Consider the following 19545-nt stretch of genomic DNA (forward strand, 5'->3'; position numbering starts at 1 on the left):
CCGCTCGGATAATCCGCGTCGGGGCTGCGGTGACTTGCGAACGAAATCGGCTTTCCCTGTGGCATAGGCGACCGTCATGACTTTGCTGGATCACACCTCTTACCGTATCCGCTCCAACCGTCTGCGAGCAGTTCGCGTCGGGATCGGTTTAAGTCAAACTCAACTCGCCGCAGCGGCGGGGTATTCGTCACGTTTGATTCGCAAGGCCGAATCAGTCGGCCGGCTCTCCGGGGCGGCGGTCAAGGACATCGTCCAGGCGCTTCGCGAACGTGGCGCCGACGTCGACACGGACGACTTGCTATTTGATGACTTGTTGACGGGAAAGCGGTTTGTCGAGTGCTTTGAGGAGTACGGCGAATGCTGCTTGGATCGCTGCGGGGATCTTTTGGCCGACGGCTTTAGATTTCATGCAGCGGGAAGTTTTTGCCATCCGCTGTATGTTGCCAATTATGACAAATCAGGACTTCAGCTCTGGCTGAATCGCTTTTTTTCACTCTTCCAGTGCGAGACGAACGATCCGATGTCGCCCCGGTATTTGATCGGGGACCACGCGATCACGGCCCGATGCAGCTTGGTCCTGATCCGCGACGGACAAACCAGTCCAAGAATCTGGATGAATTTTCATTTCGAGATCCGGCACGGTTTGATTCACCGTCTTGACAGCGAATACGACACGCAGGCGGTGTTAGAATTTGCCAACCCGGTCAGACGGCCCCGGTCTGCATCCGAAGTGTCGCAATCAACCGTTTTTAATCATTCGGATCGACCAAGTTGATCCAATCCGGATAGAGCGGCCGAACTTCGGTGTCTCGCGTTCCCAGCCCGGTCGGCGCCGGTGGGCAGCGTTCGATCACTTCCACCAGTTGTCGGCGACTCTGTGTCGCTTGCGGATCGAGACGCTGATCGGCCAGATCATTCGATTCCCGCAGATCGACCGGAACGTTGTAGAAGCGTCCGTCGCGGTAAAGCTTGAAATCCTGGTTGCGGACAAATTGGCCGGGAGTCTTGTTCCAATAGGGTTGATAGTGGCACAACACCCATTGCCGCGGAGTCCCATTCTCGCCCCGCAGCTGTGGAAGAAAGCTGCGTCCATCGATCGGATCGTCGGCTCCCAGGGATTGCCCGGAAGCGGCGGCCAGGGTCGGGAACAGATCGGTGAATTCGATCAAATCGTCGAGAACCGTTCCCGGCGGTGTCGTGCCTTTCCAAGACGCGACCATGGGAACGTGGGTACCCATGTCGGTCATACCGCCCTTTCCCCCACGAATCGTCTGGCCGTTCCAGCGCGAGCTGATGGATGTGTTGGTACCGTTGTCGGCTGTGAAGATGATGATGGTGTTTTCCAGCTGGTCGAGCTCGCGAACTTGGGCGACAATTCGGCCGACGATCTTGTCCATGTATTGAACCATCGCGACGAAGTTCTCCTTCCGCTCAGCCTTGTCTTTGGGCGCTTTGTTGGTGGACTGGTCACGTGGTGCATCGCCGATGGTGTCTGGAGTTTTGACGAACGGGTCGTGCACCAACATCATCGGGTAATAGACGAAAAATGGATCGTGTTGATTTCGCTGCATGAACTCACAGATGAAATCACACAGCAGATCCGGTCCATACTTTCCATGATTGTCCTGGACACCTTGCATCTGCCCGTTGCGTTCCAGCGGCGGGCTCCAGAAGCGTTCGCCGCCGCCGTCTTTGATCTGCTTTCCCGTCGTGACCTGCCACAAGTACGACTCGTCAAATCCGGCCTGCTGCGGTCGCGTCGGGTCGTCGTGACCTGGCAATTGGTTGTACAGCCCGTTCAGTTGCCATTTTCCGGCGATCGCGGTTTTATAGCCGGCCACCTTCATTAGATGGCCGAAGGTTTTTTCGTTGGGATCCAGATAGCCGAAGTGCGTGTAGTTGCGAAAGTTGTACTTGCCGGTCATCAATTTGACGCGACTGGGAGTACAGATCGGTGTCGAGTAGCAATGGGTGAATCGCACGCCATCGGCGGCTAGGGCATCGATGTGCGGCGTCGCGTAGTCTTCGGCCCCATAGCAGCTGAACGCTTCCCAGCTGACGTCGTCGGCCATGATCAGGATCACGTTCGGCTTGTCACCGATTTCCCTGGCTGTTGCGGTCTCGGTTGCAACGGCGGTCAAGAACCCGATCCAGCATAAAGTGCCGACGACGTTGACGATCAGTTTCATAACGGGTTTTCAGCGAGAATCGAGCGTAAGTTGAGAGATGTCCCTGACACCCTAACTTAGCCGGCCACCGCTGCTGGTCGCCAGTAGTGAATCCGCTCGATCCATCAGCTCCGATTCATTGGCTCGATTGCCCGTCGGGGCGGTGGCGCGAAAATCGGAATGGCAATGGCCACACGTGATTTCCTTTCCAAAGCATTGGATCGGGATCAGCGTCTTTCGGCCGCAAATCGGACACGTTTTGCAGAATTTCAATTGGGTCATGCCATCACTCCGTTGTTTTATTCGTTCAAACCACGACACGCTGCGTCACGCTGATCCATTGCACGAGCTGTCCCACGATGGCCTGTCGCACGAGGGCCCCACGCAAATGAGTCTTTGCCAAAGTGAACGCATCAACGTTTTTGATCGAAACGGTGGACGTGTTCGCTACGGCCGATTGCTGAACTCTCCAGGGACGATGCTGTCCCGAGGTGCCCGAGGAATCGGGCGCAAGAATCGTTCTTTGATAAGAGAGGTCCACGATTGGTCGCCAATCGCGATGGGGACGATTCTAGATGATGCTCGCCCCCCGTCAACTGAAGAGAGTTTCACTATCGCGCGATTTTGCAGCAGTTCATCGGATCCTCACCGATCGACAACCAACCCGTCGCATGAGCAGTCGGTCGCGGAAGCCGCCAAGGCTTTCGGCGCTAACGGACGCGTCTTTGGCCGCGTCGCGAAACTCTTGGCGAGTTCCGCTACGGTCATTCTCGGGCAGTACGATGAGAACTGCGTCAGGAACTCGCTTGCGTTTTTTGGGGCAAGACCCAATTCGGTCGAACGAAATGACAGGTGTACCCGCCGGGATGACGTATCAGGTAATCTTGGTGCTCGGGTTCGGCTTCCCAGAAATCTCCCGCCGCCGCGACCTCGGTGACCACCTTGCCCGGCCACAGCCCCGAAGTGTCGACTTCGGCGATGGTTTCTTCCGCGATGCGTTTCTGATCGTCGTTGGTGTAATAGATCGCCGACCGATACGACATCCCACGGTCGTTGCCTTGTCGATTCAAGGTCGTCGGATCATGGACCTGGAAAAAGAATTCCAAAAGTTTACGAAAGCTGGTTTGACTGGGATCAAACAGCACCTCGATTGCTTCGGCATGCGTGCCATGGTTGCGGTAGGTCGCGTCGACCACGTCGCCACCGGTGTAGCCGACTCGGGTGGACGTCACACCAGGTTGCTTGCGAAACAGGTCTTCCATTCCCCAGAAACATCCGCCCGCCAAAATGGCTCGTTCAGTCATCGCTACGGCTCCTTGTCTTTGAACGATTGGTTGCGGTGGTCGGGGGCAGCCCAGACAGCCGCGCACCCGAATCTAGTATACCGGGTCGGACAGCGCTCGATGGACGTAGCCCCGCTCGCCAGAGCGGGGAATCTCCAGGGGATCACCGTCTAACGAAGGTAGCTACGTCTGGGTGCCGAATGATGACGATTTGGGCATTGGACAATCGTCGATCGCTGCTAAAATGAGGGGTATGTACACTCCCGCCTTCCCGTGCACCCGCATGGGCTTGCTGCTGACTTTGGTCTTCGCAGCCGCTTCGAGCCTTTCCGCCGACGAAATCACCTCTTCCGCGGAAGAACTACGCGCCCTGCGTACAGATGCCGTGCGAACAGAGTTCGTGCAGCAATTCTGCATCGATTGTCACGACCAATACACCCAAGAGGGCGGATTGAATCTGGAGGAATTGGCGTTTAATCCCTCCGACGCGTCCAATCGTCGACGATGGGTGACCGTTTTCGACCGAGTCCGGGCCGGCGAAATGCCACCGGAAGACGGCGACCGCCCCGATCAAACCTCGCTCGAAGGCTTTTTGTCAACGATCGATGCGCCGATCATCCAAGTGTTGCGTGATGAAACTCAAACGCTCGGTCGCGTCCGTGCCCGTCGACTGAACCGGACGGAGTACGAGAACACGATGCACGATTTGCTGGGCATCGACATTCCGCTGCGCGACTTTTTGCCCGAGGACACTTACCACGACGGATTTGCGACGGTCGCCCAAGCACAGCAGGTGTCGCATCATTTGCTGGAAAAATACCTCAATGCGGCCGACGCGGCGTTGGACGAAGCATTCGGGCGCGCTCTCGACGGCGAACGTGAGCCGTTCTCGCACACCTACACCAGTGCCGAGTTGGGCCGAAAGGTTGGACAACGCGATCCCTGGCATGTCGGTGACAAGACGATCGCGTGGTCGGCCACCCAGGTGTACCACGGGCGAGTTCCGGAAACGGAGGTGAAACGCACCGGTTGGTATCGGATCACCTTGCACGATGCCCACGCCGTCAACATCAATTCCAATCAAGGGGTTTGGTGCACGGTCCGTACAGGCGTGGGATTTGCCACGGCGCCGATGATGTATCTGGCGGGCGTCTTTCGCGCCGACGACACGCCCCGCGACGTCAGTTTCGATGCCTGGATTCGCAAAGGACATTTGATCGAAGCGCGACCGACGGACCACACCATCGAACGCGTGCGCGGAAACAAGCTGAACAATTACCGGGGTTCGGCTCGCGACAAACGGCCGCTGCCCAAGGTGCCGGGACTCGCCTACACGTCGATCACGATGGAGTCGATTCACAAGTCACCGCCGCCGGATGAGGTCGCCAAGAGGTTGTTCGGCGATGCGAATGTCGACGTGGAAATGCCCCGTGACGAAATCATGGAGTTGGTCAAACGATTCGCGACGCGAGTCTTTCGTCGCCCGTTGACCGAAGACGAACTGGCGCCGTATGTGTTGTTGGTCGACGAAGATCTGAAGGCGGGAGTCAGCCCACGCGAGACGTTGAAGCGAGGGTACCGCACGATTCTGTGCTCGCCGCGGTTTCTGTTTTTTAACGAGACGCCCGGCGAACTCGATGACTTCGCCATCGCGACGCGACTGAGCTATTTCCTGTGGTCGACGATGCCCGATGAGACGCTGATCGCGGCGGCCGAGGCCGGGGAGCTGACCGGCAAACGGACTCGGCAAAAGCACGTTCAGCGGATGCTCGACGACCCGCGTGCCGAGCGTTTGGTCGAAGCGTTGGCCGACCAGTGGCTGAATCTTCGCGAGATCGATTTCACCACCCCCGACGCGGGACTTTATCCCGAATTCGACGAAACGCTACAGCAGTCGATGGTTGATGAAACCCACGCCTTTTTGGCGAAGCTGATTCGCGACGACTTGCCGGCCGCCAACCTGGTCGATTCCGACTTTGCGATGCTGAACGAGCGGTTGGCAAAACACTACGGAATCCCCGATGTCCACCACGAACAAATCCGCCCGGTGTCACTGACGCCAAAGTCACATCGCGGCGGGCTGATCACTCAGGGTTCGATTTTAAAGGTCACTGCTAACGGGACGACAACGTCACCGGTGATCCGTGGTGCATTCATCAACGAACGGATTCTCGGTGTCGAAATCCCACCACCGCCGGACAACGTCCCGGCCATCGAACCGGACATTCGCGGCGCCGTTTCGATTCGTGAGCAGCTGGAAAAGCACAGCAATCAGACCTCCTGTGCGGCGTGTCACATCAAGATCGACCCGCCGGGATTCGCGTTGGAAAACTATGACGTGACCGGCGGCTGGCGGACCCGCTATCGCAACTCCAGAAACAAAACATCTGGACTGCCCGTTGACCCGCACCACCAGACGGCCGATGGGGAAATGTTTCAGGATATCGAACAGTTCAAACAGATCGTCTTGCGTGATCCAGAACAGATCGCTCGAAATTTCACGCACCAATTGACGACGTACTCCACAGGCGCCCCGGCCTCGTTCAGTGACCGAACGGTGGTCCAGGAAATCCTTGAACAAACTCGATCGCAACAATTCGGCATCCGTTCATTGATTCACGCCGTGATCGACAGCTCGCTCTTTTTGCACAAATAGCTTTTCGTAGGACCAGGCCATGAAGTTTACCAACACAAAACTCGATCGACGCACGGTTCTGCGAGGTTCCGGTCTGGCTGTCGGGCTGCCGTTCCTGGACGCGATGATTCCGGCGGTCGCAACGGCTGCGGAAACAGAATCCCCGCGCCGGTTTGTCAGTTTCAGCCTGGGACTCGGTTTGCATGGTCCAAATTTGTTTCCCGAGGAATCGGGGGCCGATTACACGCCGTCACCGTACTTGGCCGAATTCACCGATCTTTTACCGGACCTGACGGTTTGTTCGGGCGTCTCTCACCCCCAGGTCGCCGGCGGTCACCGCGCCGAAGGCACGATTCTGACGGCCGCACCGCTCAGCCGATCGGACGCGAACTTCCGAAACTCGATTTCACTCGATCAGTTGATGGCCAAGCATCTTGGCGATCAGACACGGTTTCCATCGTTGGTGCTGAACGCGTCGGGTGACAACTCCAGTCCGTCGTACACCGAAAACGGCGCGATGATTCCTCCGGAAATGTCGCCGTCACGATTGTTCGAACAGCTGTTTGTCCCCGATCCGCCGAAAACACGACAGCAGGACTCGCAACGGATGCGACACGGCCGGCGGGTGATGGACTTGGTTGCCGAAGAAGCCAAGACGTTGCAACGGACGTTAGGCGCCGGGGACCGCGACAAACTGGACAGCTACTTCACGGCCGTCAACGAACTGGAAAAACGGCTCGCGGCCAACCAGGACTGGATCAACCGGCCCAAGCCAACGGTCAGCAAGCCCAAATCGCTGGCCCAGTCGGTTGCCGATGGCATTGAAAAACAACGCGCGATGTTTGACGTGATGGCGCTCGCGCTGCAGACCGATTCAAGCCGCTTCATCACGCTGCACCTGGGCAACGGCGGCAAGGTCGAACTGGACGGGGTCACCGAGGCGCACCATGCCCTCAGCCACCACGGCCAAGATGAAGAAAAGCTGCGGCAGCTGGCGATCCTGGAAAACGCTTTGCTCGCCGAGTGGGCCAACTTCGTCCGGAAACTGAAGTCCGTGCAGGAGTCGTCCGGATCGCTATTGGACCAAACGATGGTGTTGTTGACGTCCAACCTGGGCAATGCGTCCAGCCACGACAACAAGAATATGCCCGTGTTGTTCGCCGGCGGCGGATTCAAACACGGCCAGCACCTGGAGTTTGACACCAAGAACAACTATCCCCTGCCCAACCTGTACCTTTCCGCTTTGCACCGACTGGGGCTGCACGAGGACAGCTTTGCGACCAGCACCAGCACGATGACCGGGTTGGAATTGGCCTAAAGCCTAGACACCAACGATGCCCGCCCAACCCGTCTCCCTGATTCACCCGCAATGAAAAATTTTTTCCGTTTCAATTTGATCATCGCGGTATTGACAACTTTGGTGTTGCAGTCGCACGCGGCGGATACGATCGACCACCACGGCGACCAGGTTCTCTCGGCCACACAATGGGACGTCCTCGACGTTCGGTTTCTTGTCGACACCCTTTCAGATCGACCGACGGATGTCGAATTTGCAGCCACGTTCACTGCCGAGTCCGGAGAACGCTTCGACGTGCCGGGTTTCTACAACGGGAACCAGGAATACCGCATCCGTTTCACGCCAGCCTCGCCCGGGCGTTGGACTTACCGTACCAATTCTTCAAAAACGGAACTGGATGGCAAAGCGGGAGCCTTGAATGTCAAACCTGCGCGGAACGGACGTCAAGGCGGCATCGTGATCGACGCCCAATCGCCTCGTAAGTTTCGCTACGAAAATGGCGAGCACTACTACCCGATTGCCTTTGAATGCGATTGGCTGTTCGCACTCGATGCCGACAACCCCGACAATCTTCCGAAGACGCGCAAGTTGGTCGACGCGCTGGCCGATAACGGATTCAATCAGGTGGTGATGAACGTCTTTGCCTATGACGTGAACTGGAAAAAAGACCCGCGTTTGACGGCCAAAGACGACTATGGCAGCCCGAATGCGTTTCCGTTCGCGGGGACCAATGAATCGCCGGATCACTCACAGCTGAACATCGAGTACTTTCAACGACTCGATCGAGTGATCGAATACCTCGATCAAAAGGGAATCGTCGCCCACCTGATGGTCTATGTCTGGAACAAAGGCGTCAACTGGCCCGAAGCCGACTCGCCGGACGACAACCGCTATTTCGATTATGTCGTCAGCCGCTACCAAGCGTATCCGAATCTGGTCTGGGACATTTCGAAAGAAGCGTTGGGGTACGGGCACACGGACGTCACTTACATCCACAAACGCATTGAACGGTTACGGCGTTCGGACGCGTTCAAGCGGTTGATCACGGTGCACGACTACGGCTACTGCCGACGGTTCCCGGAAAACATCGACTTTGTTTCGGTGCAATTGTGGAGCTCAGAACTCTTCAGCGTGATGCGCAACGTCTGGGACAACATTCCCGGAAAACCGATTTTGAATATTGAGCACGGCGGCTACGAACGCGGCCCCTACGTCGTCTTCACCGGCAACTACACGTCGCCGGAGGTATGTTTGGAGCGGGCCTACCAATGCGTCTTTGCGGGAACGTTTCCGACTCACTATTGGCAGGGCGCGGCATGGAACGTGGTCATTCCCGATTTTCAGTCGCTGCCGGCTGAATCTCGGCCGCGATTGGATTACTATCGTCATCTTCGCACCCTGGTCGACCGGTACGACTTGGGCAACCTGATCGCGGGCGACAAGAAGAGCAACGCGGGGTTCTGTCTTCACAATGGCAAAGGACTGCACGTCTACTATGTGCCGCGAGAATGTGATTTCATCGGACTTCGGTTGCCCCAGGAAGCTCGCGGGAAGACGATGACCACCACGTGGTTCAATCCGTTCGACGGGTCGTTCGGCGAACCGACTGAACAAACGATCGTACAGTGGCCGGCCGCAGCCAAACCCGGCGAGGGATTCCGCATCCTGATCCTGGAAGTACAACCGGACTAGCGCTGTTTCGCAAAACAACTTGATCATGATGTCGTGCACTTCCGTGTGTCTTTTGCGCGGATCGCAAACTGGGAATGTCAATTTGAAATCGAGAAGAGAAAGAGAGTCTTGGGGCTGTTGTTGGCGGCAGGCCTTATGCGCCCTTGTCATGACGGCAGCATGGGGCGCGGGCGTTGTGACGCAGTCATCCGTGGCCGACGATGCAGCCGCGAGCGTCTCACCGATGGTCAGCGGGTTTGACCGTTTCGCACGCCACCAGGAGCTTCCCGATTCCGTGGCCGGCTCGCTGCTGATCAGCGAACTGAGTTGCGTCGCGTGTCACGCCGCGGACCACCCGTGGCTTCAACCGAAACGTGGACCGCGGTTAAGTGGTGCTGGGTTTCGGTTGCGTCCAGATTGGGTCAGGGCTTACTTGGCCGACCCGTCAGCGGTGAAACCTGAAACGACCATGCCGCACGCCTTGGCGCAGCTTCCCGCTTCGCAGCACGACGAAGCGATCGACGCGTTGGTGGCGTTCTTGGAAACCCAGCAACAACCGTTTCCTGTCATCAAAGCGGGCGGGGCGTTGCCGGTGATTCATGAGTTTTGGAAACGGGGCGATGTCGATCGCGGCAGCAAACTTTATCACACCGTCGGTTGTGTCGCCTGCCATGACGCCGATCCGGACTATGAAACGGTTGAGTCCAAACCGTCGGCGATCGACGAACTGCTTGAACAGCTGGATCCAGAAGAGATCGAAGACCTGGGGTTGGCCAGCGAGGCGAGACGAGTTGATTCGGTGCCGCACAGCGACTTGCCGAACAAGTATTCGCTGCGGTCGTTGACGATGATGCTGTTGGATCCGGCAAAAACACGTCCTAGTGCGCGGATGCCTTCGTTGCGACTCTCCCCGCTCGAGGCGGCCGATATCGCGTCGTATCTGCTTCGCGATCAAGCGTCTCGGTCGACCGAGATCGAGCCCTCTGGGGCTTCACAGGAGTTGATCGAGAAAGGGCGCGCGTTGTTCGTTCAGCTCAGCTGTGTTGCCTGTCACGATGCAACCGGTGTCCAGCGTGTTGCGGTTGGAAGACCATTGCGAGACTTAAATCCCGGTGCTGCGGCAAGCTGTCTCGATGCCCCCGTCGGTCAAATGGCTCGGTATACGTTGGACGACGAGCAGCGTTCGGCCATCCGTGCGCGGCTTGGCGATCATGATATCGCGTCACCGACTACCACAGCGGATGTCGATTATCGGATGCTGCAACTGAATTGCTACGGTTGCCATCGCCGTGACGACCGCGGCGGCGTGGGACGCTATCGCAAAGCGTACTTCGAGACCGTCGGACACGTCGATTTGGGGGACGAAGGAAAACTGCCGCCGACGCTTGGAGGGGTGGGGCGAAAGTTAACGCCGAAAGCACTCGCCGCGGTGTTCCATCCTAAAACGCCGTCGCATCGCCCGTTCATGACCGCTCGAATGCCCTCCTATTCCAGCGAAACGGTCAGTCCATTGATCGCCGGCTTTCCCGCTGCCGACCGCAGTGACAACGCTGACACGATGGATCTATTGCCACCGGATGAAGCGATGGCGGAAGCCGGACGCGATCTGGTCAACACGGGCTGCGTCGGATGTCACGCGTTTCGTGGTGAAAGTCTGCCGGGCGTGGTCGGGATTGACTTGGCCGGAACCACCAACCGGGTCGATTCGAAATGGTTTTATGAGTTCGTGCTCAATCCTAGCGCGGTAAAAAAGCGGACGCGGATGCCGACGTTCTTCCCCGACGGAAAGAGCAACCGCCCCGAATTGCTGGGCGGCGACGTGCAACGTCAGATTTCTGCGATCTGGGCGTACTTGAAGTATCTGGACAAGCAACCGCTGCCGGAAAAGATCGAAACCGTGCGTTCGGCGAATTACGAATTGTCACCGAGTGAGAAACCGATCGTGTTGCGGACGTTCATGCAACAAGCGGGGACGCACGCCATCGCGGTCGGGTTTCCCCAAGGCGTTCACTACGCCTTTGATGCCGAACGCGTGCAATTGGCGGTGGGGTGGAAACAACGGTTTCTGGATGCCCGCGGCACCTGGTTCGAACGATTCACGCCACCGGCAGACCCGCTGGGCGAGGACGAGGTCACGATGCCGGCCGTACCGCTGCTAGTGCGTGATGAGGATTCCGGCGAAACACCGGAGTCTCGATTCGGCGGCTTTCGATTGGACAGCGTGGGAGTGCCAACGTTCTTGTACGACGTCGATGGCGTCCGCATCGAAGATCGAATCGAAGCCACCGGCGACGGGTCACTCAAACGCACGCTCACGTTTCGAGGCCCGACCTCCGGCAAGTCGTTTGTCCTGGTGCCCCATTCCGCCGAGCGATTACAGCCCCACGGGCGATCCGGGTTTACCGATCCCCAAGGATTGACGATCACGTTGAGTGATGATTTGGCACAGACCGGGACGCTGATTCAGACCGATCAGCAGACGCAATGGCGGATCCCTTTGGTTCGCAACCCTTCGAAAACCGTTGTCATGGAGTACCGTTGGTGATTCGAGTTCTGATCCTCGCCCTGTTGGCGTGCGCACTTCCCGCCGACCGGCTGCGGGCTGGCGAAGAAGAGTATTACCGGCTGATCGACGTGTCGGTTGCCAAGGCGGCCACGGATTCCAGATCCAAGAACTGGAAACCCGCGCCCGATGGATTGGCATTGGAAGTCGGCGGGCTCGCCTTCTTGGACGACTCGCGATTGGCCGTGGCGATTCGCAAGGGCGAAGTCTGGATCTTGGACGGCGTGTACGATGATCCGCCGAACAATGTGACCTACAAAAAGTTCGCCGGCGCGCTCCACGAACCACTGGGATTGCTCTATCACAACGGAGACTTGTACACGACTCAGCGGAGCGAATTGACTCGGCTGCGCGATGTCGATGGTGACGACGTCGCCGATGAATACCTGACCGCAGCGAAAGGCTGGGGCGTCACCGGACACTATCACGAATATGCCTACGGTCCCAAACTGGATGGTGATGGAAACCTGTGGATCACGCTGAACATCGGCCTGGGACTCAAAGCTGAGCAGCTCGATCGCGTGGTTCCCGACGCGGCGCTCGGATACCGTCAAGGGCGTTGGCGCGGCTGGGGCATGAAAATGACTTCGGCGGGCGAACTGGTGCCGGTCTGTGCAGGCATGCGTTCACCGTCCGGATTGGGAGCCAACGCCGCCGGCGACATGTTTTACACCGATCAACAAGGCAATTGGGTGGCGACCAATTCGCTGCACCACATGCGGCCCGGCGTCTTTTTTCACCATGCCGAAGCCTTGGCGTCGATGAACGAGCCGGGATCGACGATCAGCGGCGTTGATAAGGTGCCCAGCGGACTGCCGCTGCCACAAGCGCTTGAACAATTCAAAGCCTTGCGTCCGCCGGCGGTCTGGTTTCCGTACAAGAAAATGGGGCAATCCACGACCGACATCATGCTGGACGAAAGCGGCGGTGCGTTCGGCCCATTCGCCGGCCAATTGTTTATCGGTGAATTCACACAGGCCGGCGTCAATCGCGTCTTTCTGGAAAAGGTCGACGGGGAATACCAGGGTGCCTGTTTCCCGTTCCGCCTGGGCTTCGCGTCCGCTGTCTTGAGAATGACCCAAGGCGCCGACGGCAGCATGTTCGTCGGATTAACCAATCGCGGTTGGAGCAGCTTGGGGCGAGCCAGCTATGGGTTGCAGCGATTGGTGTGGACCGGGAAAACGCCCTTCGAGATCAAAGAGATGCGGGCCATGCCCGACGGGTTCGAGCTGACGTACACCTTGCCCGTTGATCCAGCAACGGCCGGCGATGTGAATTCGTATCAGATGAGCAGTTACACCTACCTTTATCACGCGACCTATGGCAGCGACGAGATTCAAACGAAGACTCCGTCGATCGTCGCAGCCGAAGTGTCGGAGGACCGGATGCGCGTGCGACTGCGGATCGAGGGTCTGCGTCCATTGTTCGTGCACGAATTGAACGCATCAGGCGTCCGCGACGCAATCGGACAACCGCTTCTGCATTCCGAAGCTTACTACACGCTGAACCGGATCCCGCCAAAACAGCTCGACTGATCCGGCGGCACCTAAAGCGACTGGCGAGCGATTCAACCCGTAGCGGAAGCCGCCAAGGCTTTCGATCCCGCAATTCGCAGTGTAGAACCATTGTCCTCAATTGTTCTCCCCTCAGCCGTTCCGGCTGAGCGGTGCAATCGGGTGACCGCGGGGCGGTCAGGGGGAACAGTTGGGGACAACGGTTCTACACTTTGCGAGGGTGGGAGAGCAGTTCGCGGATCTGGTCGATGCCGGGAGGTTTGACCAGGTGCTCGTCGAAGCCGGCCTGTTTCGATTTTTCGCGATCACCTTGTTGCCCGTAGCCGGTCAACGCGACCAGCCGACAAGGCGTCCCGGTTTCGAGCTTCCGGATCTGACGTGCGATTTCGTACCCGTCTTGCCCCGGCAGACCGATGTCCATAAAGACGAGTTCGGGTTGAAACTCGACGAAGATCTCGATGGCCGACTGCCCATCGCCGGCCGTCTTGACTTCATGGGGCCCCAGCTTCTCGAGCAGTTTCTCCATCATGAAACGCGCCGCGCGGTTGTCGTCCACGGCCAGGATGCGGAGCGGCGCGTTGGTCGGCGGCGGCAGCTGCGCCTCGGTGTCGGCATCGTCCTGGGGCGCGGCACAAATCGGCAGTTGGACCGTGAACGTCGTACCGGTCCCGAGGCCCGCGCTGCTGACTCGGATCGACCCGCGATGCATTTCAACCAAGTTCTTGGTCAGTGTCAGTCCGATCCCCAATCCGCCTTGGGCGCGGTCGAGCGTGCGGTCGGCCTGAGTGAAAAGGTCAAAGACTTGGGGCAGCAAATCGCTATCGATTCCGATTCCGTTGTCTTCCACCGCAAGTGTCACTTGATTCCCGGCAGTGTTCACGTTGATGGAAATGTCCCCGCCGGAATCGGTGTACTTGCAGGCGTTCTTTAACAGGTTCTCAATCACCTGAATGATCCGCACCGAGTCGGCGTTGATCCAAACCGGTTCGGGCGGCAGGCGGACTTCAAACCGATGCCCCGCGTCCTTGATCATTTCTTGCAGCGTTTCGTGGGCTTGTTCAATCAGTGACCCGAGCGTCACGGGACGCTTTCGCAGATCGACTTTGCCCAACATGATCCGGGAAACGTCCAGCAGATCATCCACCAGTCGGACCAAATGTTCGATCTGACGCTGCATCATTTCGATGGTGTCGCGATGCTGGGTTTCCGAGATCGCCAGCAGGTCCAGTCCCGAACGCACCGGGGCAAGCGGGTTGCGAAGTTCATGCGACAGCATCGCCAGGAATTCATCTTTCCGTCGATCGGCTTCCTTCAATGCTTGAGTCTGTTTGGCCAGCCCGTCTTGGATCGTTTGCTTGCGGATTCGCAGCGCGATGCTGTTGGCGACCGATCGCAGTGCGGTGGACACCGCGTCGTTCAATGGGTCGCGGGCAAACATTCCGATGACACCGACGGTCGTGCGGCCGTCGATCAATGGACAGCCGATAAAGGCGACGATACCTTCGCGTTCTGCCCAATCTTTGTCGTGGATCGCCGGGTCGGAGAGGACGTCATTGGTGACGTGCGTCTGCTGCTCTTGAGCGATTCGACCGATCTTGTAATCGCCGAACCGGATGCGACCGTGTTCACCGTTCAGGTGAGTGTAAAGGCCGCTGCTGGCGACCAGATGCAGCAGAGTACCTGCGTCATTGGCCAACCAGATTCTGGCCAGCGCGATATCAAGATGACGCACCATCAATTGCGTGCAGTCCTGCAGGGCTTCGTTGAGATCATGGCTTTCGACAAGTGTCATTCCGATGTCACGTCCGAACGCGGCGATGTCGCGTTCGATTCGGAGCTGTGATTCGACGATCCGGCGGCGTGAAATCTCGCGATCCAGCTGGCCAACTTTTTCGTTGAGCGCGGTGAATTGCTTCAACGCAACCGCGTACTCCTGCAGACGCAACAACAAGAAATAGCTGCGGCCGCTGTTGATGCGATGGGCGATCACACGCAACGCTTCGTTCCGGTTTTGAAACTTCAGCATGCCGAGAGTGCCGTCAGAGGTTCGTCTGGCCAAGCGGAACCATTCGTCCAGCTCAGTGTGCGATTGCTCGACAAACTCCAGCAAGCTGCGTTGCATCACGTCGGCCTTCTTTAGCCCGCCCATGGCCCGTACCGCCGGAACATTGGCGCCCAGGATTACACCGCCGGGCGAGAGCAGCACGAGCGGGTCACCGAGGGTCGATGCCAGCGCTTCGAATGATTCAGGCGTCAATGGATTCATCCAAATCAGCGTCATCGCCGAAATACTCGCGCCCGTCGGTGGCGTCGGATTCCGGCGTCCTTTTTAGATACACCACCACGCGACACCCGGCATCTCCATGGGCGATGGCCTGTTCGATCACGACTTTAGCGTAACCGAGATTCGTTGACGCGATCACACCGAAAACGTTGGAGGTCATCATGCAAAGTGCGGGGCGATCGCGGACCTTGTCCCCGAAGGGGCAGACACGGTTGCCCAACACGATTTTTTCGTCGTCTTGCGAAATGATGTAAAAATCACCTTCGATGCGACGCTTCAGATCAACCAACACCTCGCCTACCTGTCGGGCGTCGAAGCGGTCTTGTCCGGTTTTTTCGCGGTAGATCTGGTTGATCCGCTCCCCCATGCGTTGGCCGACGATGGAAACGAATCCGGCGGCTTCGTCCAACCCGACGACATCTTGCAACGTTCCCGATAGCTCCCGCAACAATGTTCGCATGAAATTGTCGCGATCGAGATCGACCGGAAGGCGGTGAATTACCGGAAGCGGCGGTTTCTGGTTCATGGTCCCCTCGCGTCGATAGGTCTCGTCGTTGGCCGCTGGATTCCATTTTACCGTTCCCGCCTCACGCTCGCTATCATTCCCGAACGACTCGGCTAAGATATCTGCTCGGTGCCGCCAAGGTTTTCAAGATTGACGGTTGCCGATCCCGCCTTCCCACCCCACCCAACCGTTTGCGACGGATCGATTCTGCAGCTATGTCGATGCACTTCCCTCCCCTGCGCTGTTTGCCGCTGGTCGCGGTCCTTGTCCTGGCGATTCCCAGTCACCCGTGCATGGGGCAAGTGCCCGACGCGATCGCCAGATTGCAAGAGCAGGCCGTGCGAACCAATCAAGCTGACTGGGGGCACTGGGGCCCCAATCCGGACAGCTACTCGAGCTGGAAAAACCACAGCAATCGGCTGATCCCGATCTACACCTTCGGAATCGACCTGAAGTCGGTATCCGGGGAGAACAGCGTGTACCGCGACGGCGTGGCATTGGAGAATCTGTACGGCCGAGTTCCCGAGAAAACGCTCAACCCTGAAGCGGAATACTTTGACCAGACCGACGTCTATCGGTTGCAAACGGCGGCCTTGGCGGCCGGCAAGAAGCGGATCATCCTGTTCGTCTTTGACGGCATGGACTGGGACACGACGCGCGCCGCCGCGATTGCAAAACAGGGCAAAGTCACGTACGAACACGGGCGTGGAAACGGACTCAGCTTTCAAGATTACCGGGGAACGACGACGGACTTCGGCTTCTTCGTCACCAGCCCGCACAACGACGGAACCACCGTCAACGTGGACAAGCAAACGGTCAAGTCGATCGGCGGCACCGTTCCCGGCGGTTACGACCCCGCCTTGTGTGGCACCGCGCCCTGGGATCCGATCACCGACGCCGACTATCCGATCGGCAAAAGCAAGCAGACCAAGCACGCCTTTACCGACTCTGCGTCCTCGGCGACCTCCATGACGTCCGGCATCAAGACGTACAACGGTGCGATCAACGTCGATCCGCTGGGCCGCGAAGTCCTGCCGATCGCCCGCACGCTTCAGGACAAGGATTTTGCCGTTGGCGTTGTCACCAGCGTTCCGGTCAGCCACGCCACGCCCGCGTGTGCTTACGCGAGCAACGTGCACCGCAGCGACTACCAAGACCTGACGCGTGACCTGGTCGGGCTTCCGTCCAGCTATCACCCCGGCGGTCTGTCCGGGCTGGACGTCTTGATCGGTGGCGGCTGGGGAACGGACAAGGAAAAGGACGGGTCACAGGGTGAAAACTTTGTCCCCGGGAATCGATACATCACCAACGATGATCTGGCGGAAATCGATGTGGCCAACGGAGGCCGCTACGTCGTCGCGCAACGAACAGCGGGGATGCCCGGCGGCGAGGTGTTGAAAAACGCGGTCGCAAGCGTCATTTCCGGCGGAGAGCGATTGTTCGGCTACTTCGGCGTCCAGGGCGGACACCTGCCGTTTCGCACCGCCGACGGGAATTATGACCCGGTGATCAGCTTCGACACCCCAGCGCCGGAACCGGCCGAGGTCTACAGCGAAGCCGACCTGCGTGAGAACGTTCAACTGAGCGAGATGGCGATCGCCGCGTTGGACGTGCTCGATGCCCGCTCGGATCAATGGTGGTTGATGATCGAATGCGGCGACGTCGACTGGGCGAACCATTCCAACAACATCGACAACTCGATCGGTGCGGTTCACAGTGGCGACGATGCCTTCGCCGATGTCGTCACATGGATCGAGCAACATGGCGGCTGGGACGAAACCGTGCTGATACTGACCGCCGACCACGGGCACTACTTTCAATTGGAACGCCCCGAAGCGCTCATTGCTCGACCCAAAACCAACCCCTGAGCCGAATGGTTAAGAGGTGGTCGGTGAATGGGTGTACGACGTCCTTTCTAGGTCGTCGCGCTGAGCCCCACGGGCGACGGCCCGGAAGGGCCATCGTACCCAAGAAAAGCATCGCCCTAGCCTGGACGGTCCCTAAAGGCGAGACACCAACGGTTGCAAAATCCTTCCCCTGCGTACACGTCTGCCCCCGGTCCTTATAATGGGCGGGACCGTTGAGAGAAATCACTGGGAAACGTTCACTTGGGAGTCAGGGCGATGCGTCAAGAAATACCTTCCGATCAGAAGACATCAGCCGCGGCAACGACAGGGATCGCGCGGCGGCGTGTGCTCCAAGCCGGCGCGGCGTCGATCGCTTGCAGTGCACTGGGTGTAAACGCGTTTGCGGCGACAGACGGGCCGACAAAACGCGTCGGATTGATCGGAGCCGGGTGGTATGGCAAGAGCGATCTGTGGCGATTGATTCAGGTGGCACCGGTCGAAGTCGTCTGCATTTGCGATCCCGACCAGAAGATGCTGGACGAAGCGGTTCAGATCGCCAGCGAACGTCAGAAATCCGGCAACAAGCCGTCAACCTATGTCGATTACCGCAAGATGCTTGCGGAAAACCGATTGGACATCGTCGTGATTGGGACGCCAGATCATTGGCACGCCCTGCAGGCGATCGAGGCGATGGAAGCCGGCGCGGATGTCTACGTTCAAAAACCGATCAGCGTTGATGTGCTGGAGGGCGAAGCGATGGTCGCCGCGGCGCGTCGGCTGGGTCGCGTCGTCCAAGTCGGCACCCAACGCAAGAGCACGCCGCACTTGATCGATGTCAAAAAACAAGTCGTCGAAGCGGGATTGCTGGGCAAGATCGGTCACGTCGAAATGTGCTGCTACTATCACATGCGAGCCAACGGCAATCCCGACGTGATGCCGGTGCCCGATCATCTGGATTACGAGATGTGGACCGGTCCGGCGCCGATGCGGCCGTATGACGGATTGCCGCACAAACGCTGGTGGCGCACCTTTACCGAGTACGGCAACGGCATCATGGGCGACATGTGTGTCCACATGCTGGACACGGCGCGCTGGATGCTAGGGCTCGGCTGGCCGAACCGAATTTCATCGACCGGTGGCATCTTGGTCCAAACCGAGGGAAAGTCGAATATCGCGGACACGCAAACGGCAACCTTCGAATTCGATGATTTTAACGCCCAGTGGACCCACCGCACTTGGGGTTCGCCGACCGATCCCGACTATCCCTGGGCGCTGTTTATCTATGGCGACAAGGGGACGTTAAAGGCCAGCACGATGCGGGCGGACTATATCCCGCAAGACAACCGCGCCGAGCCGATCCACTTTGACTGTTTCTTTGAACGCGAAAAGTACCCCGAAGATCTGACGGAAAAGGACATCGAGCTGAATGCCGCGCCTGCAACCCGGCTTCACATGCTTGATTTTCTACAGGCGATCGAAGACCGCAGTCGTCCGGTGGCGGACATCGAAGAAGGCCACATATCGACGGCCAGCTGCATCTTGGCAAACCTTTCGATGCGGTTGGGCGGGCGGCCGCTGCAATACGATCCGCAGAACCGCCTGGTCATCGGAGACGAGGAAGCAACCGAAATGCTCCGTCGCGGCTATCGCGCCCCTTGGAAACATCCGTTTGTGGGATGATTTCGCTGCCGAGGGAATCGGAACCGGAGGCTTGCCCGTCGTCGCTCTGCCGGCAGCTTGCTAGACTGTCGGCCATTTGGCGCACACCGATTGTCTGG

General features: G+C 58.4%; 13 protein-coding genes. 8 read left to right on the forward strand and 5 right to left on the reverse strand.

Translation table 11 applies throughout. The features are described 5' to 3' along the window. Nucleotides 1-76 precede the first annotated feature (76 nt). On the forward strand, nucleotides 77-775 hold the full coding sequence (locus Mal15_RS15200; RefSeq protein WP_147868559.1) for a helix-turn-helix domain-containing protein: 699 nt from the start codon (nucleotides 77-79) through the stop codon (nucleotides 773-775). Here the strand turns inward: Mal15_RS15200 and Mal15_RS15205 are convergent. The 3 genes from Mal15_RS15205 to msrA all read right to left on the reverse strand — a co-directional run bounded on the left by Mal15_RS15205 (nucleotide 750) and on the right by msrA (nucleotide 3472). Continuing rightward, the gene (locus Mal15_RS15205) at nucleotides 750-2189 is read right to left on the reverse strand and encodes a sulfatase-like hydrolase/transferase (RefSeq protein WP_147868560.1); all 1440 of its coding nucleotides are present in this window, start codon (nucleotides 2187-2189) and stop codon (nucleotides 750-752) included. The two genes, Mal15_RS15200 and Mal15_RS15205, sit on opposite strands and share 26 nt — an antisense overlap. A gap of 51 nt (nucleotides 2190-2240) precedes the next feature. Continuing rightward, nucleotides 2241-2450, reverse strand: coding sequence for a hypothetical protein (locus Mal15_RS15210; protein WP_147868561.1), 210 nt, complete (start codon nucleotides 2448-2450; stop codon nucleotides 2241-2243). Between the two features lie 512 nt (nucleotides 2451-2962). Next, nucleotides 2963-3472 (reverse strand): peptide-methionine (S)-S-oxide reductase MsrA, encoded by a 510-nt coding sequence (gene msrA / locus Mal15_RS15215; RefSeq protein ID WP_147868562.1) that lies wholly within the window; start codon nucleotides 3470-3472, stop codon nucleotides 2963-2965. Between the two features lie 364 nt (nucleotides 3473-3836). Between msrA and Mal15_RS15220 the strand changes: the two genes are divergently transcribed. The 5 genes from Mal15_RS15220 (at nucleotide 3837) to Mal15_RS15240 (ending at nucleotide 13152) form a co-directional block, all read left to right on the forward strand. Further along, nucleotides 3837-6107, forward strand: coding sequence for a DUF1592 domain-containing protein (locus tag Mal15_RS15220; protein WP_167546838.1), 2271 nt, complete (start codon nucleotides 3837-3839; stop codon nucleotides 6105-6107). Nucleotides 6108-6126: 19 nt separating this feature from the next. After that, nucleotides 6127-7404 (forward strand): DUF1552 domain-containing protein, encoded by a 1278-nt coding sequence (locus Mal15_RS15225; RefSeq protein WP_147868564.1) that lies wholly within the window; start codon nucleotides 6127-6129, stop codon nucleotides 7402-7404. Between the two features lie 51 nt (nucleotides 7405-7455). Next, nucleotides 7456-9075, forward strand: coding sequence for a DUF5060 domain-containing protein (locus Mal15_RS15230; protein WP_147868565.1), 1620 nt, complete (start codon nucleotides 7456-7458; stop codon nucleotides 9073-9075). Nucleotides 9076-9223: 148 nt separating this feature from the next. Next, nucleotides 9224-11599, forward strand: a complete 2376-nt coding sequence (locus tag Mal15_RS15235) for a c-type cytochrome (RefSeq protein ID WP_167546839.1) — start codon at nucleotides 9224-9226, stop codon at nucleotides 11597-11599. Further along, nucleotides 11593-13152 carry a hypothetical protein gene (locus Mal15_RS15240; protein WP_390623516.1) on the forward strand — a complete coding sequence of 520 codons (1560 nt, stop codon included), beginning with the start codon at nucleotides 11593-11595 and terminating at the stop codon, nucleotides 13150-13152. Before Mal15_RS15235 ends, Mal15_RS15240 begins: the two co-directional genes overlap by 7 nt. A 184-nt stretch (nucleotides 13153-13336) precedes the next feature. Here Mal15_RS15240 and Mal15_RS15245 read toward each other — a convergent pair whose 3' ends face one another. Next, a complete protein-coding gene (locus Mal15_RS15245) occupies nucleotides 13337-15388 on the reverse strand; it encodes a hybrid sensor histidine kinase/response regulator (protein ID WP_167546840.1) in 2052 nt (683 codons plus the stop codon). Continuing rightward, a complete protein-coding gene (locus Mal15_RS15250; protein WP_147868569.1) occupies nucleotides 15378-15941 on the reverse strand; it encodes a methanogen output domain 1-containing protein in 564 nt (187 codons plus the stop codon). The genes Mal15_RS15245 and Mal15_RS15250 overlap by 11 nt, the downstream gene beginning before the upstream one ends. A gap of 194 nt (nucleotides 15942-16135) precedes the next feature. Between Mal15_RS15250 and Mal15_RS15255 the strand changes: the two genes are divergently transcribed. Both Mal15_RS15255 and Mal15_RS15260 read left to right on the forward strand, forming a co-directional pair. Continuing rightward, nucleotides 16136-17788: an alkaline phosphatase gene (locus Mal15_RS15255; RefSeq protein ID WP_233903463.1), complete on the forward strand. Its 1653-nt coding sequence runs from the start codon at nucleotides 16136-16138 to the stop codon at nucleotides 17786-17788. Between the two features lie 255 nt (nucleotides 17789-18043). After that, entirely contained in the window at nucleotides 18044-19447 is a 1404-nt protein-coding gene (locus Mal15_RS15260) for a Gfo/Idh/MocA family protein (RefSeq protein WP_147868570.1), read from the forward strand. The last annotated feature ends 98 nt before the right edge of the window (nucleotides 19448-19545 follow it).

Origin of the sequence: Stieleria maiorica, assembly GCF_008035925.1 — a bacterium.
Lineage (GTDB): Bacteria > Planctomycetota > Planctomycetia > Pirellulales > Pirellulaceae > Stieleria > Stieleria maiorica.

Excerpts from the sequence above, each read along its gene's own strand:
- Mal15_RS15225 (WP_147868564.1), top strand. The coding sequence starts at position 6,127 with ATGAAGTTTACCAACACAAAACTCGATCGACGCACGGTTCTGCGAGGT.
- msrA (WP_147868562.1), bottom strand. The coding sequence starts at position 3,472 with ATGACTGAACGAGCCATTTTGGCGGGCGGATGTTTCTGGGGAATGGAA.
- Mal15_RS15255 (WP_233903463.1), top strand. The coding sequence starts at position 16,136 with ATGTCGATGCACTTCCCTCCCCTGCGCTGTTTGCCGCTGGTCGCGGTC.
- Mal15_RS15205 (WP_147868560.1), bottom strand. The coding sequence starts at position 2,189 with ATGAAACTGATCGTCAACGTCGTCGGCACTTTATGCTGGATCGGGTTC.
- Mal15_RS15230 (WP_147868565.1), top strand. The coding sequence starts at position 7,456 with ATGAAAAATTTTTTCCGTTTCAATTTGATCATCGCGGTATTGACAACT.
- Mal15_RS15210 (WP_147868561.1), bottom strand. The coding sequence starts at position 2,450 with ATGACCCAATTGAAATTCTGCAAAACGTGTCCGATTTGCGGCCGAAAG.
- Mal15_RS15235 (WP_167546839.1), top strand. The coding sequence starts at position 9,224 with ATGACGGCAGCATGGGGCGCGGGCGTTGTGACGCAGTCATCCGTGGCC.
- Mal15_RS15200 (WP_147868559.1), top strand. The coding sequence starts at position 77 with ATGACTTTGCTGGATCACACCTCTTACCGTATCCGCTCCAACCGTCTG.
- Mal15_RS15250 (WP_147868569.1), bottom strand. The coding sequence starts at position 15,941 with ATGAACCAGAAACCGCCGCTTCCGGTAATTCACCGCCTTCCGGTCGAT.
- Mal15_RS15260 (WP_147868570.1), top strand. The coding sequence starts at position 18,044 with ATGCGTCAAGAAATACCTTCCGATCAGAAGACATCAGCCGCGGCAACG.